The organism is Kribbella koreensis (genome assembly GCF_039525325.1).
In the GTDB taxonomy this organism is placed as follows: domain Bacteria; phylum Actinomycetota; class Actinomycetes; order Propionibacteriales; family Kribbellaceae; genus Kribbella; species Kribbella koreensis.
This window is the reverse complement of sequence record NZ_BAAAHK010000005.1, coordinates 54,759-67,364: the sequence shown is the minus strand read 5'-3', so window position 1 is coordinate 67,364 and position 12,606 is coordinate 54,759. Positions and strand designations below refer to the sequence as shown.

Sequence of the window (12,606 nt, the reverse complement as noted above, 5' to 3'; positions counted from 1 at the left end):
ACGCGATGACGACCTCCAAGGGGACGAAACTGTGACTGGACGAAAGCTCTTCCGTACCGGGCTGGCGCTGGCCGGCGTGGCCGCGCTGGCCACCGCGGCGCTGGCGGCACCCGCGCAGGCGGCGACCACCTCCGCGACGGGCACATCTGCGGCCTGCTTCGCCAGCGTGGGTTCCGCCACGCTGGCCCATGGCCAGACAACCAGTTCGGTCAGTGGCACGCCGCCGGTCAAGAGTCAGGTCCGGACCACCCACGACGTGTACGACCAGCCGGCCAAGCTGCAGTTCACCACCGGGTACATCAGTGAGCCGAACATCTCGGGGCTCGACGTCTCCGGCTACTTCGTCCAGGCCGGCGGCCTCTACGCGCACTCGTTCAGCACGGACGGTACCGGCGAGATCGATCCGAGCGCCCCGAACAACGTCGAGCTGGTCGGCGGTGGCTGGGCGAACTTCAAGTCGCTCGAGACCTCGGTGTACGACTCGGGCAGCACCCAGCGGCACACGGCGTACGGGCTGCGGAACGATGGCACGCTGCTGCGCTGGACCACGGGCACGACCTGGCGCTCGACCGGTTCCACGGCCGGCTTCGGTTCGGTCAAGTCGATGGCACTCATCGCCAAGACCGCCAGCTACGACATGTTCCTGGCCAACCTCAGCGGCGGTGCGCTGTACACGATCAAGATCCCGACCACCGTGCCGATGAAGACGATCGTCACCAAGATCCGCCCCTCCGGCTGGTCGAGCTTCGAGAAGCTGATCGCCAACAAGTGCGGCGCCTCGGGCACCCTGCTGCTGGGCATCGACAAGGACACCAAGACCGGCTACACCTACGCGATCAGCCACGCCAACGGCGCGGCCACGGTCATCCAGTCCCTGGGCAAGGTCAACGGCACCTTCCCCGACGCGGTGAACTTCCGCTGGGGCGTCGTCCCGGACCTGGATCCCCTCACCGGCGGCTGAGCTGCACCATCGGGCAGTGCTTCTAACCTTCCCAGTCGGCATCGCATCTAGCCGTGTGAAAGCGACAGATGCGATGCCGACCTCCAAGGGGACGAAGCTGTGACTGGACGAAGACTTTTCCGTGCCGGGCTGGCGCTGGCCGGTGTGGCCACGTTGATCACCGCGGCATTGGCGACACCCACGCAGGCGGCGACGACGTCCGCGACAGGAACGACCGAGGCCTGCTGGCTGAACGCCGGGGCCATCACCGCGGCCGGTGCACAGACCAAGGATCCGGTCAGTGGAACGCCGCCGGTCAAGCGTCAGATCTACTACACCCCAGGGGCGTACCAGCCGGGCAAGGTGCGCGTCGCCGCCGGCTTCGTCTGGGAACCGACCATCGAGGGCGCAGACATCGACGGCTTCGTACTCGAAGGCGACAGCCTCTACGGGATCGGCTTCGAGGTGGCGCCGACCGGCGAGATCGATCCCACCTACCCGCCCAGGCGGACGCGAATCGGTGGCGGTTGGAGCAACTACACAGCGCTCGAGATCTCGGAGTACGAGGTCGTGAAGGACAGGGTCTATCGCAGCACGGCGTACGGACTGCGCAACGACGGCACACTGTTCCGCTGGAACACCTCGGACGGGCCCTGGCGCCGGACCGGTTCCGCGCCGGGCTTCGGGGCGGTCAAGTCGATGGCGCTGATCGGCAAGACCGCGACGTACGACATGTTCCTGGCCAACCTCCGCGGTGGTGCTCTGTACACGATCAAGATCCCGCTCAGCACGCCGATGAAGCCGGTTGTCACCAAGGTCCGGCCGTCGGGCTGGGGCGGTTTCGAGAAGCTGATCGCCGACAAGTGCGGCAACTCGGGCACCCTCCTGCTGGCCATCGACAACGACACCAAGTCCGGCTACACCTACGCGATGTCGCACGCCAACGGCGCGGCCACGGTCATCCAGAACCTCGGCAAGGTCAACAGCACCTTCCCCGACGCGGTGAACTTCCGCTGGGCCAACATCCCCCGGGGTGATCCCCTCAACGGCGGCTGAGGACTTCGCAGAGGATCGTCAGGGCCTGGTGGAAGTTTTCGTCGGTGGGGGTGGCGTAGCCGATCACCAGGCCTGGGGGGCCGGAGATGGAGCGGCGGTAGTCGGACAGGGGCGCGACGACTACCCCGGCTGCCCTGGCCGCCGCGGCGATGGCCAGGTCGTCTGCTCCTGGGGGGAGGAGCAGGGTGATGTGGAGGCCCGCGTCCTGGCCGATGATCTGGCCGTATGGCTCCAGGACGGCGCAGGTGTGGTTGCGGCGTTCGGAGTACAGGCGTTTCGATCGGCGGATGACCTGGTCGAGGTAGCCGTCGCGGAGCATCGCCAGGAAGGCGACCTGGATCGGCCAGGCGGGCCAGTCGCTGGCCTCCTCCCGGTACGCCGACAGCCGGTCGACCGTCTCGGCGGAGGCCACCAGCCAGCCCAGTCGCAGCGACGGGCTGATCAGCTTCGACAGCGTGCCCAGGTGGACCACGCGATCGAGGTCGAGCTGGGCGAGTGCGGGCAGCGGCGCGACGTCGTACCGGAACTCGCTGTCGTAGTCGTCCTCGATCAGCGTCGCCCCGGTCCGCCGGGCCCACCGGATCAACTCGTTGCGTCGGGCAACGGGTAGCCGGCCGCCGAGCGGGTACTGATGCGATGGCGTGACATAGACGGCCGCCAGGTCCGAGTCGAGCTCGGAGACCACCAGACCGTCCTCGTCGACCGGGATGTCGACCACCTCGAGCCCGTGCTGCCGCGCGGTGATCGCCGCGCTGAGGTAGCCCGGGTCCTCGACGGCGAAGCGCTCACCCGGCCGGCCGCGAACGGTCAGCAAGAGGTGGAGCCCATGCATGGTGCCGTTGGTGATCATCACGTTCTCGGGTCCGCAGGAGATGCCGCGAACCCGACCGACGTGCTCGACCAGCGCGGCCCGTAGCTCCGGCAGGCCTGCGGGGTGGTCGTAGCCACGGGCAGGTGGTTGCGCCGCCACCTCTCGCCAAGCGCGCTTCCAGCCGGCGTCGGACGTCGGGCCGACGTAGGGGATGCCGGGGCGGAGCGTGAGGAGCTCCTCGTCGGCAGGCCGGGTCGGCCGCGCCCGCGGACGTCGTACCGGCTGCAGCGGTACTACGTCTGCCACGTAGGTCCCCGACCCGGTACGCCCCGCTATCCACCCCTCGGCGTGCAGCTGGTCGTACGCCGCTTGCGCCACCGAACGCGACACGGAAAGGTCCTTCGCCAGGTCCCGGGTCGACGGCAGCCGATGACCTGCCTGCAGGCGCCCGTCGCGAATGGCCGCGCGGAACTGCTCGGCCAACTGCAGGTGCAGCGGGCCGGTGCCGTCGCGGCTCAGCACGAGCGGGAGCGAGCTCTGCAAGTGGACTACCTGACTCGGGCGGGAATGGACCGTGCCAGCATGCCACTGAGCCGCCAAGCTGGAAACATGACCACCACACCGCTCTCCCCGACAACCCGGACGAAGCTGCGCCGGGAGAAGGAACGCGCCGCGACCGAACGCAGCGCTCTGCGTGAAGTCCTGCTCGACGGCATGTTCTGCCACCTCGGCGTCGTCGTCGACGGAACGCCGCTCGTCCTGCCCACCGCCTACGGGGTCGATTTCGACGCCGGCGCCGACGGCACCCTCTACCTGCACGGCTCGGTGGCCGCTCGCAGCGTGGTCGCCTCGCCGGACCAGACGATCTGCGTCACGATCACCCACACCGACGGCCTGGTGCTCGCCCGGTCCGCCTTCCACCACTCGGTGAACTACCGCTCGGCGGTCATCTTCGGCGTCCCCCGGTTGCTCACAGACGCCGACGAGAAGCTGCACGGGCTGAACCGGATCGTCGACCACCTGGTCCCCGGCCGCTCCACCGAGGTCCGCCCGCCGAACCGCAAGGAGCTGGCCAAGACCTCGGTGCTGGCGCTCTCCCTCACCGAGGCCTCGGTCAAGTCCCGCTCCGGCGCGGCGAACGACGACGAGGAAGACCTCGACCTCCCGCACTGGACCGGCTTGATCCCGCTCCGCGTGGTGGCCGGCCCGCCGATCACCAACCCGGACTGCAACGTGATGGTCCCCCGCCACATCGACTCCCGAGCCAACAACCTCGGCGCCGCGGCCCTCATCTGAGCCTTTACGGGCTGAGCGGCCGCAGCTTCCGCCGGACGACGCGGCTGGTGACCGGGCCGAGGTTGTCCAGCTCGGTCAGCAGGGTCTCGGTCAGTACTGCGAGCTGCTCGAGCGACCCCAGCGCGCGGGTGGCGCCGGCGGGGTCGATCCCATCGAGCAGCTCGATGCCGACGAATCCCGCCGAGATCGCCCTGGCCAGCCCGCCCAGATCGACCAGCGGGAGCAACGGGCTGCCGGCGAGCACCCGCTGCAGCGTCTTCTCCACCTCGACCACCCAGAGGTTGATCGCATCGGCGACCGCTGCGGCGACGACCTCGTTGCCGCGCGCACCGGCCAGCAACTGAGCCAGTACTGCGACGTTGCCCTCAGCATGCTCCGTGACGCGCACCCGGCGGCCGACCGTGAGCAGCTCGGCGAACGTACTCGCCTTGTCGAACTCGTCCCGGTACAGCGCCACCCGCTGCTCGGTACTGGTCCGGCAGGCCTCGGCGATCAGGTCGTTGACCGTGCCGAAGTGGTAGAAGACCAGCGCCTGGTTCTGGCCTGCGGCCGCGGCGATGTGCCGGGCGGACGCGCCTGCGAAGCCGAGCTCACCGATGGTCTGCAGCGCAGCGTTCAGCAGACCAGCCCTGGTGTCCTTCGCCATCACGTCTCCTTCGCCGTCGGCAGTTGCCGCGGTCCACCACCCATCCCGTCGACCAGCAACTGCAGCATCGGACGGACCACCGGCAACCTGATCGACCAGCCTAGATACGCCCATCCCGGACCACTGTGCTCAAGCCCACGGGCCACAGCAGCCAGACCGCTGGCGTGCAGGTCGTCCGGTCCCACGTACAGAGCCCGGCTCAGCCCCGCCACCGTATATCCCTCGGCAGCACGGATGGTGAGGTCCCGTGGGTTGGTGCACTCAACTAGAGCCCTCGTCTGCCGGCAAATGATGCAGGTGTCCGATAGATAGAGCGCGGCCGGTTCTGCCGCGTAGGGCGTGCGCCTGAATCGCCACGGTTTCACTTCAGCGTCATAGGCCAGCCACTGCTGTCCCAAGCGGTTTGCCAGGTCCGTGCGTTCGTGGGGGTCCGCTACGAAGCAGCTGAACGCCACTGCCCCAACAGTTGCCGCAGCCAAGGACCAGCTGTGGGTTCCTACGGCCAGCAGCGCCAGCACGAGTACTGCGGAGATCTGCATTGGGTTCGCCACGTAGGCATACGGGCCCGTGGTGACGAGGTCACTCGGTGGGTCCCACGGGTACGGCGTACCGCGGCCCCGGCTGGCGAACTCCGTCATCGCGGACAAGGCCGGTACTGCGGCCAGCGCCATCAACTGCACGACGGTCGAGCTCCGCCACAGCGGGTCGTCGACCAGGTGACTCCAGCTGCCGTCGCCACCTGCCATCACCGCCGACGGGAGTAGCCAGAGGGCTAGCCCGGTGAAGGTGAACAGTTGCAGGAGTACTCGACCTGTGAGCTGCCGCTGGTCGATGGTCCACCTGCCCAGGAGCAAGGCGGGTGGCACTCCGAGCAGGAGGGCGAGCAGTTCGCCGTACAGCCAGTGGTGGTTCAGCTGGACGAGGCTGTCGAGCCGAGGCATGAATAGGAGGTCCAGCCAGCCGCAGGCGAGCAGGACGGTCCAGATGGGCAGTCGGCGACGCAGTAGTAGCGGCACCGGTCCCCAGAGGACGGCCCAGCCGAGCCAGAGATCCAGAGGGATGCCCAGGAAGAGTCCGTCCGCCACGGTGTACCGCCACCACCCGGCGGCCATCGCAACCTTGTTGGCCAGACCTATGGCGACGAAGGCCGTCAGGAACGACAGCAGGACCGCACCGGCCGTCCTCTGGTCCGGCCGCCGCCACAGGGCGAGGGCGAGCCCGGCCGGGACGACCAGGCAGAGCCCGCGCACCAAGGCAGTCATTCTGTGCGCAGCCCGAGCGAGTCGGCGAAGTGGTCGAGGCCGGCGCCCACCATCGCGCTCTCGATCGGCCCGAAATACCAGCTCGGGTCGAGGCGGCGGGTGAACGAGAGCTCCAGCTTCACCGCCGTGTCGCCATCGGCCTGCGGAGTCAGCTGGACGACTGCTCGTTGCCAGGTGAGCCAGCGCTGCGTCTTCGACTGGTCCGAGACGACCTTGAACTCGATCCGCCGACTGTCGCGGGCGCTGACCTCGGTGACGATCGGGCCGCCCGCCATCGTGAAGGTCCACCTGATCCCGACAGCGAGCCCGTCGCCGCTCGAAGCGGTCGGGGTCGGATAGCCGCTGAACCGGAGCAGGAACGGTCTGCGCGCCGAGAAGTCCGGTCCACGCTGCAAGCTCTGCTCGACCTGCTGTGGAGACATCGCGACCACCCGCTCAGTCGTCACAGTCTGGACGGGATCGACCCGATAGGCGGTCCCTTCGAGACTGGCGAGCAGCAGGAGCGGTACGACGGCGAGCGCCGCGCGCCGCCTTTCGTCCAACCGGCGGGCCTGCCGAACGACCTCGGCGACCAGGTGCCCGACGCCGTACACGAGTGGCGAGGCCATCAGCACACAGGCGGCGCCCTCATGCAGGAAGGCCGACGTGATCAGCAGGCCGAAGGTGACGACCCGGAAGGTCAACCCGTGCAGGCTCTTGGCCGGTGGCGACAAGGCGATGATCACCGCCAGAGCCAGCGGCACCCCGACGAAGAGGGCGGCGGTGTCCAGGTGACCGGACCGGATGAGCAGAAACGGGGCGGTCACTCCGGTGAACGCGACGATGGCGAGCGCGGCAACGCGACCGCCCCAGCTCCTCGGTGGAGGAGCCGGGGCCGGTTCGGGCGCCGGGTACGGCGGTTGGGGGTCGGGCGGGTCTGCAGGCTCGACGGGCGTCATGATCGCCAGCATAGACCCAGTTTTGAGCGGTCGCTCAAAACATTCGATTTCAGGCGGCGGTGCCCTTGTTGTAGCTCTTCTGGGCCCAGAAGTAGCCGACCAGCGCGATGGCGACGCACCAGGCGACGGCCAGCCAGCCGGTGCCGCTGTCCATCGGCATTCCGAGGAGCAGGTGGCGGAGGGTGTCGATCACGGCGGTGAACGGCTGGTACTCGGCGAACCAGCGGATGCCGCTCGGCATCGCGTCCAGTGGGATGAAGGTGTTGCTGAGGAAGGGCAGCAGCAGGCTGATCGGCAGCACGATGTTGCTCGCGCCCTCGGCGGTCTTGCTGGTCAGGCCCAGCGCGATCGCGAACCAGGTCAGTGCGACAGTCAGCGCGATCAGCAGCCCGGCGGCCAGCAGCCAGTCGACGACCGACGCGTTCGGGCGGAACCCGATCAGGACGGCGAAGCCGACCACCAGGACCAGGCTGACGATCGTCAGGATCACGTTGCCCAGCACATGCCCGGTCAGCACCGCCGGCCGGAAGATCGCCATCGTCCGGAACCGGGCGACGATGCCGTCGGACACGTCCATCGCGGCGCCGACCGCGGGGGACATCGTCCCGGACGCGATCGACATCAGCAGGATGCCGGGAGTGAGGAAGTCGATGTAGTCGAAGCCGCTGCCGCCGCCGATCCCGGCCGAGAAGGTCTTGCCGAAGACCAGGCCGAACAGCAGCATCATGATGACCGGCATCCCGAGCGCACCGAGCGACAGACCGGGGTAGCGCTGGGCGTGCCGCAGGTTGCGGCGCAACATCGTGGCGGTGTCGGCCAAGGGGTGGCTCACGGTGCTCATTTGCTGCTCACTTTCTGGGCGTCAGTGCTGGTGGAGGTGCTGGTCGGTTGGCCGGTGACCGCGAAGAACACGTCATCCAGGTCAGGGGTGTGGACGGTCAGTTCGTCTACTTCGAGGGAGGCGTCGTCGAGGCGGGCCAGCAGGGAGCGCAGGGCCTGCACGCTGCCGTCGTTCGGCACCTGGAGGACCAGTGCGTCGTCATCGCGAGTGCTTGCCTGCAGTACCTGGGCAGCGAGGGCGAATTCGTCGGGTGCGTTGAACCGGAGCCGGACATGGCCGCCTGGTGCCAGTCGCTTGAGTTGCTCCGGAGTGCCCTGGGCAACCAGCTTGCCGTGGTCCAGTACTGCGATCTGGTCCGCGAGCTGGTCTGCCTCCTCCAGGTACTGCGTGGTGAGGAGGACCGTGACGCCACCGGCGACGAGCTCGCGGATGATCTGCCACATGTTGTGCCGGCTGCGCGGGTCCAGCCCGGTCGTCGGCTCGTCGAGGAAGATGATCCGTGGGTTGCCGACCAGAGTCATCGCCAGGTCGAGCCGGCGCTTCATGCCACCGGAGTACGTCATCGCCGGCTTCTTACCGGCCTCGACCAGGTCGAACTGTTCGAGCAGCTCGGCCGCCCGGCGGCGTCCTTCGGTCCGGCCGAGGTGGTACAGGTCGGCCATCATGATCAGGTTCTCGGCGCCGGTCAGCAGGCCGTCGACCGCGGAGAACTGGCCGGTGACGCCGATCGCAGCCCGGACCGACTCGGGGTCGGCGGTCAGGTCGTGCCCGGCGACCCGGATCCGGCCGGCGTCGGCGGTGATCAGGGTGGACAGGATCTGCACCACCGTGGTCTTGCCGGCGCCGTTCGGGCCGAGCAGGGAAAAGATGGTGCCTTCGGCAACATTCAGGTCGATGCCGTCGAGCACGAGATGGTCGCCGTAGGCCTTGCGCAGGCCGGTGACGTCGAGCGCCAGGGATGAGCTGTTCATGGGTCCTCGCTTGTTTTCGGGCAGGGTGAACCTGACCCAGGTGGCTTGAGAGTGTGGGAGGAGGAGATTCAGGGCGTGCGGAACCAGCCGGCCGGCCCAGGGACCGCCGCTCTGCGGGAGTGCTTCAGTTGGAGTGGATACCGCGGATCAGATGTCGAGGTCCTCCACGGTCGGCTGTTCGGCCGCGTCCTCGACCAGGGTGTAGAGGTCGGCCGGGATCAGGTCCCGGAGCTCTTCCACCGTTTCCACGATGTGGAGCGTCGACTCGCCCTGGGCCATGCTCCAGGTCTGGTTGCTGCTGAAACTGCCGATCCAGCTGCGCCAGCCGGTGGAGTCCTGCTCCTCGCCGTTGACCGTGGTCGTGTGGTCGTACAGGTTGCTCCGGTCGGCGTGCAGGACGAACTTCCCGGTCCGGCTCCGGTAGACCTTGAAGGCCTCGTAGCCGTTCTTGTTGGAGCGGCCGCCCTCGGCCAGCAGGACGCCGGAGAACCGCTGCTTGCGGCCCGTCCCGCGCCCGACCCGGACGGTGATCTCGTCGAAGCCCTCGAGTCGGCCCTCCTCCATCTCGACGAACCGCCGGAGCGCGGTCGAGATGGCCTGGGACAGGTTGCCGGCGAGTTCCTGGGCCCGCTTGTAGAGCGCCAGGTCGTCGTCGGAAACGTAGATCGTCTTGTTCGGCATGGGGTATCTCCTCCTACGTAGAACTATACGCACATCTCTACGTAGACGTCTACATATATGGCAAGATCACCGCTGTGGAGACTCCTGAGGACCGCTACGACCGCCTGACCGACCGCGTGTCCGCCCTGTACGACGAGGGCCTGCAGCCGGTCGCCCTGGATCTACTGGACGCCGCCGACCCGGACCTTGCGCCGTGGGCCGCCGAGCTCGCCCACCTGCGCGCCTGCCTGCTCGGCTCTCTCCACGAGACAACCGAAGCGCTCACGACCCTCCAGCAAGCGAGCGCCAACGGAGCCTGGTGGGCCGAGGAGATCCTCACCGAGGACGACGACTTGGCCGCCCTCCAATACCTACCGGCCTTCCAGCAGCTCGTCGCCACCTCCCGCACCCGCCGCCTCGTAGCGGAAGACCCACCGCTAATCCGTCTCCCGGAACCGACCGGCTCCGCCCAGGCGATGGGCCGCGGCCAAGTGGCCGCGCCCGGACAGGCGAGTTGGCCCTGCGGGGTCGTGGTGGCTCTGCATGGAGCAGGGCAGCGAGCTGGGCATGCGATGCGGGACTGGGCGGGGGTGCTTGAGCTCGGCTACGCGTTGGTCGGCGTGGAGTCCTCGCAGCTGATGTCGCCGATGTACCGGACCTGGCCGGACCCTGCGGAGTCGGCGAAGGACATCGCTCGCGCGCTCGACCAGCTCCCCGCGGAGCTGCAGGGACTCCCGCTGATCGCGGCCGGCTTCTCCGCCGGTGGCCGGGTGGCGCTCAACTGGGCGGCCGGGGCCGATCCGGTGCCGGCGGCCGGTGCCGTAGTACTGGCTCCCGCTCTGCGGGGCGTACCGGAGAAGGCGAAGAACGCCTTGTCACCGGCGAGCGTCCTGATCGGCACCGCCGACGACCTGCTGGAGGTTGTGGACGACGCCGAGGGACAGCTGACCGCGCTGGGCTTCACCATCGACCGCTTGCCGGGCCTCGGGCACGAGTTTCCCCAGGACCTCGCACGACGCCTCGAGGAGTTGCTCCCCAGCTGTGGATAAGCCGGTGATCAAACCTTCTTTATCCACAGATTTCGGCGATTTTCCCCCAGATCCGGCCCGAACCCGGGGAAAACCTGGGGAAAAATCGGCTGAAAGCTGTGCACAGCTGGGGATACCCATGTGGATAACCACAGCTCTGTAATTCGTCCGGACAGCAGAATCCCAGCCGGTTGCGCCCGATCGCCGGCTGGGATCCGCGAAGGTCAGACGGCGACTAGATCCACTGGGTGGAGACGACGAAACCGCCCGCGATCAGGCCCATGCCGATCAGCAGGTTCCAGTTGTTCAGGTCGCGCATCACCGGGATGTCCTGGCCCGCCACGTAGAAGACGACCAGCCAGGCGAGTCCGAGCAGCCAGCACCCCAGCATCAGCGGGGCGACCCACACCCGGCTGGTGGTACGCGGCTTCTTCGGAGTCTTCTCCACCTTCACCTTGTCGGTGGCGGACTTCTTGGTCTTGCGACTGCTCGACTCGGGCACGACTCGACTCCTCGTAACGGACACCTACTGCGGACACATAAGCTAGCTCTGGCCTCGGTTAGCGTAGTGCAGACGAGAGCAAGGGGATCACGGGTGAGCAAGCTGCGGCGTTTTTCGCTCTGGCGCGCGAGTGCGCCGGTGGCGTTGCTGTGTGCCGGGTTGCTCTTCGCGACCAGCGCAACGAACGCCCGCGGTACCGATCTGCGTCCCAGTCGTAACACTACGCTCGCGGGCCTGGTCGAGGAACAGAGCCGGCGCAGCGCCAGCCTGACCCGGCAGCACGCGGCGCTGACCCAGGACATCGAGAAGCTGCAGGCTCAGCAGGGCTCGATCGAGCCCAAACTGGCCAAGCAGCTGAAGGACCTGTCCGACGAGGTCGGCACCACGCCGGTCACCGGGGCAGGCCTCACCGTCACGCTCAAGGACGCCCCGCCCGAGGTGGTCAAGGACAACCCGGACGTGGACGCCGACTGGCTGGTGATCCACCAGCAGGACATCCAGGCCGTGGTGAACGCGCTCTGGGTCGGCGGCGCCGACGCGATCTCGATCCAGAACCACCGGGTGATCTCCACCACGGGCATCAAGTGCGTCGGCAACTCGGTCGTCCTGCACGGCGTGCCCTACCTGCCGCCGTACCGGATCACCGCGATCGGCGACCGCAAGAAGCTGCAGCAGGCGCTGGACGACTCGAAGTACATCGAGAACCTGCAGGACTACGTGGTCCGGTTCCAGCTCGGCTACGAGGTGAAGAACGAGTCCTCGATCGCGATGCCGGCCTACGAGGGCACGCTGGAGCTGCAGAGCGCGACCGTGCCGGGCTTCGAGAAGTCGCCGACCACGAGTCCCTCGGCGACCGGCTGAGCAAGGCCGCGCTTCGGGCGGTCTGTGACAATGGTCCGCATGCCGCGGATCCTCGTCGTCGACAACTACGATTCCTTCGTCTACAACCTCGTCCAGTACCTGCAGCAGTTGCAGGCCGACACGACCGTGCTGCGCAACGACGAGGTCACCCCTGACCAGGTCTCGGAGTACGACGGCGTCCTACTCTCCCCCGGCCCCGGTACGCCGGAAGAGGCCGGCGCCTGCGTCGACATCGTCAAGGAGAAGGGCGGCGAGGTGCCGATCTTCGGCGTCTGCCTCGGCCTGCAGGCGATCGGCGTCGCGTACGGCGGAGTGGTCGGCCGCGCCGACGAGCTGCTGCACGGCAAGACCAGCCAGGTCTTCCACGAGGGCGCCGGCGTGCTCGCCGGACTCCCGTCGCCGTTCACCGCGACCCGGTACCACTCGCTCGCGATCGCCCAGGACAGCGTGCCGGACGTGCTGCAGGTGACCGCCCGGACCGAGGCCGGCGTGATCATGGCCGCGCGGCACCGCGACCTGCCCGTCGAGGGCGTCCAGTTCCACCCCGAGTCGGTGCTGACCGAGGGCGGCCACCGGATGCTCGCCAACTGGCTCCAGATCTGCGGAGACCCCAACGCAGTCGCGCGCTCAGCCGGCATGGCCCCCGTCGTCAGCTAGCCCCGCCCGCACGCGGTCGCACGCCCGGCCCGCGCTGCGCCACCCGGCCAGGGCTGCGGCCCCCGGCCCGGGCTGCGCCAGCCGCCCCGGCCAGGTCGACTTGCGACCCCCCAGCACAAACGGCGAAGGCCGCCGGA

General features: G+C 68.2%; 14 protein-coding genes. 6 read left to right on the top strand and 8 right to left on the bottom strand.

Annotation, left to right across the window (positions count from 1 at the left end; all coding sequences use genetic code 11):
- Positions 1-31: 31 nt before the first annotated feature.
- Both ABD116_RS11365 and ABD116_RS11360 read left to right on the top strand, forming a co-directional pair.
- Positions 32-961 (top strand): hypothetical protein, encoded by a 930-nt coding sequence (locus ABD116_RS11365; protein WP_343967832.1) that lies wholly within the window; start codon positions 32-34, stop codon positions 959-961.
- A 99-nt stretch (positions 962-1,060) separates the two neighbouring features.
- Positions 1,061-1,996 (top strand): hypothetical protein, encoded by a 936-nt coding sequence (locus tag ABD116_RS11360; RefSeq protein ID WP_343967829.1) that lies wholly within the window; start codon positions 1,061-1,063, stop codon positions 1,994-1,996.
- Here ABD116_RS11360 and pdxR read toward each other — a convergent pair.
- A complete protein-coding gene (gene pdxR / locus ABD116_RS11355) occupies positions 1,983-3,350 on the bottom strand; it encodes a MocR-like pyridoxine biosynthesis transcription factor PdxR (protein WP_343967826.1) in 1,368 nt (455 codons plus the stop codon). The two genes, ABD116_RS11360 and pdxR, sit on opposite strands and share 14 nt — an antisense overlap.
- A gap of 66 nt (positions 3,351-3,416) precedes the next feature.
- On the opposite strand from pdxR, the gene ABD116_RS11350 reads away from it, so the two are divergent.
- Positions 3,417-4,103: a pyridoxamine 5'-phosphate oxidase family protein gene (locus ABD116_RS11350; protein WP_343967823.1), complete on the top strand. Its 687-nt coding sequence runs from the start codon at positions 3,417-3,419 to the stop codon at positions 4,101-4,103.
- Between the two features lie 4 nt (positions 4,104-4,107).
- Here the strand turns inward: ABD116_RS11350 and ABD116_RS11345 are convergent, their stop codons facing one another.
- From ABD116_RS11345 to ABD116_RS11320, 6 genes are all read right to left on the bottom strand, one after another.
- Positions 4,108-4,749 carry a TetR/AcrR family transcriptional regulator gene (locus ABD116_RS11345; protein ID WP_343967822.1) on the bottom strand — a complete coding sequence of 214 codons (642 nt, stop codon included), beginning with the start codon at positions 4,747-4,749 and terminating at the stop codon, positions 4,108-4,110.
- Positions 4,749-6,011, bottom strand: coding sequence for a methyltransferase family protein (locus ABD116_RS11340; RefSeq protein ID WP_343967821.1), 1,263 nt, complete (start codon positions 6,009-6,011; stop codon positions 4,749-4,751). Before ABD116_RS11340 ends, ABD116_RS11345 begins: the two co-directional genes overlap by 1 nt.
- On the bottom strand, positions 6,008-6,949 hold the full coding sequence (locus tag ABD116_RS11335) for an SRPBCC family protein (RefSeq protein ID WP_343967818.1): 942 nt from the start codon (positions 6,947-6,949) through the stop codon (positions 6,008-6,010). Before ABD116_RS11335 ends, ABD116_RS11340 begins: the two co-directional genes overlap by 4 nt.
- Before the next feature lie 49 nt (positions 6,950-6,998).
- Entirely contained in the window at positions 6,999-7,790 is a 792-nt protein-coding gene (locus ABD116_RS11330) for an ABC transporter permease (protein WP_343967816.1), read from the bottom strand.
- A complete protein-coding gene (locus ABD116_RS11325; RefSeq protein WP_343967813.1) occupies positions 7,787-8,761 on the bottom strand; it encodes an ATP-binding cassette domain-containing protein in 975 nt (324 codons plus the stop codon). Before ABD116_RS11325 ends, ABD116_RS11330 begins: the two co-directional genes overlap by 4 nt.
- 147 nt (positions 8,762-8,908) lie before the next feature.
- Positions 8,909-9,442, bottom strand: coding sequence for an EXLDI protein (locus ABD116_RS11320; RefSeq protein ID WP_343967810.1), 534 nt, complete (start codon positions 9,440-9,442; stop codon positions 8,909-8,911).
- Between the two features lie 74 nt (positions 9,443-9,516).
- On the opposite strand from ABD116_RS11320, the gene ABD116_RS11315 reads away from it, so the two are divergent.
- Positions 9,517-10,470 (top strand): alpha/beta hydrolase, encoded by a 954-nt coding sequence (locus ABD116_RS11315; protein ID WP_343967808.1) that lies wholly within the window; start codon positions 9,517-9,519, stop codon positions 10,468-10,470.
- A 214-nt stretch (positions 10,471-10,684) separates the two neighbouring features.
- Here the strand turns inward: ABD116_RS11315 and ABD116_RS11310 are convergent, their stop codons facing one another.
- Positions 10,685-10,951 carry a cell division protein CrgA gene (locus ABD116_RS11310; RefSeq protein ID WP_343967806.1) on the bottom strand — a complete coding sequence of 89 codons (267 nt, stop codon included), beginning with the start codon at positions 10,949-10,951 and terminating at the stop codon, positions 10,685-10,687.
- Positions 10,952-11,044: 93 nt separating this feature from the next.
- On the opposite strand from ABD116_RS11310, the gene ABD116_RS11305 reads away from it, so the two are divergent.
- Both ABD116_RS11305 and ABD116_RS11300 read left to right on the top strand, forming a co-directional pair.
- On the top strand, positions 11,045-11,812 hold the full coding sequence (locus ABD116_RS11305; RefSeq protein ID WP_343967804.1) for a DUF881 domain-containing protein: 768 nt from the start codon (positions 11,045-11,047) through the stop codon (positions 11,810-11,812).
- A gap of 39 nt (positions 11,813-11,851) precedes the next feature.
- Positions 11,852-12,469 (top strand): aminodeoxychorismate/anthranilate synthase component II, encoded by a 618-nt coding sequence (locus ABD116_RS11300; protein WP_343967802.1) that lies wholly within the window; start codon positions 11,852-11,854, stop codon positions 12,467-12,469.
- The last annotated feature ends 137 nt before the right edge of the window (positions 12,470-12,606 follow it).

Coding starts and splice junctions, on each gene's coding strand:
- ABD116_RS11350 (WP_343967823.1), top strand. CDS start 3,417: ATGACCACCACACCGCTCTCCCCGACAACCCGGACGAAGCTGCGCCGG.
- ABD116_RS11345 (WP_343967822.1), bottom strand. CDS start 4,749: ATGGCGAAGGACACCAGGGCTGGTCTGCTGAACGCTGCGCTGCAGACC.
- ABD116_RS11340 (WP_343967821.1), bottom strand. CDS start 6,011: ATGACTGCCTTGGTGCGCGGGCTCTGCCTGGTCGTCCCGGCCGGGCTC.
- ABD116_RS11335 (WP_343967818.1), bottom strand. CDS start 6,949: ATGACGCCCGTCGAGCCTGCAGACCCGCCCGACCCCCAACCGCCGTAC.
- ABD116_RS11330 (WP_343967816.1), bottom strand. CDS start 7,790: ATGAGCACCGTGAGCCACCCCTTGGCCGACACCGCCACGATGTTGCGC.
- ABD116_RS11325 (WP_343967813.1), bottom strand. CDS start 8,761: ATGAACAGCTCATCCCTGGCGCTCGACGTCACCGGCCTGCGCAAGGCC.
- ABD116_RS11320 (WP_343967810.1), bottom strand. CDS start 9,442: ATGCCGAACAAGACGATCTACGTTTCCGACGACGACCTGGCGCTCTAC.
- ABD116_RS11300 (WP_343967802.1), top strand. CDS start 11,852: ATGCCGCGGATCCTCGTCGTCGACAACTACGATTCCTTCGTCTACAAC.